This is a genomic window from Lysobacter sp. P5_C4 (assembly GCF_054049695.1).
In genome coordinates, this window is record NZ_JBFULX010000012.1 from 1 (window position 1) to 645 (window position 645).

Below are 645 nucleotides of genomic sequence, written 5' to 3' on the forward strand. Positions count from 1 at the left end.
TGTAATAACCGCTTCGGGATACACCCATAACGCTGCACAACTTCTCGATCCGGTACTTTGAGCGGTGTTTGTAAACAAACGGATAAATCAGTCCCGGTCTTTGGTGAAGAAGTGCATCGCCTTTTTTAGAATTTCATTTTCCTCTTGCAGTTCACGGTTTTGTTGTTCGAGCTTTTTCATCCGCTCGTAATCCACCAGTGGCTGAGTGCTTTTGTCCTTGTTATTAGCACCATACGTTTGTTTCCAGTTACTCAGGGTTGTTACCCCGATATCCAGTTCCCTAGATAACTGGGTCAACGACTTGTGCGTTTGTTCCAAATGTTCGATTGTTTTTTGACGGAACTCTTGCGTGTAATGTTTGCGTTTTTCTCTCGTTTCTCCCATGCCACACCTCGACCTAATTTATATTTTAAGTATACAGGTCTTCCATTACGGTGTGTCTACTAAATAGTTTAATTCCAAATAGCTCAGAAGAGCTGGTTTTRGAGCRTTCTATTGGATTAACTCCAATGAAARCGGGCAAATARGKTGAATGAGCCTGATTTGAKTGTATTTTATCCAATGGAGCAAATGAGGGGAGWTTGTTGGTTATGTRKATACAGATATTAACCGTAGGGAAATTRAARGAGCGCTAATCTCGTGGAC

Annotated in this window: 1 protein-coding gene; it reads right to left on the reverse strand. The window is 41.5% G+C overall.

From position 1 onward, the window contains the following. Positions 1-87: 87 nt before the first annotated feature. Positions 88-384 (reverse strand): transposase, encoded by a 297-nt coding sequence (locus ACXJJ8_RS15405; protein WP_499031855.1) that lies wholly within the window; start codon positions 382-384, stop codon positions 88-90. Positions 385-645: the final 261 nt, after the last annotated feature.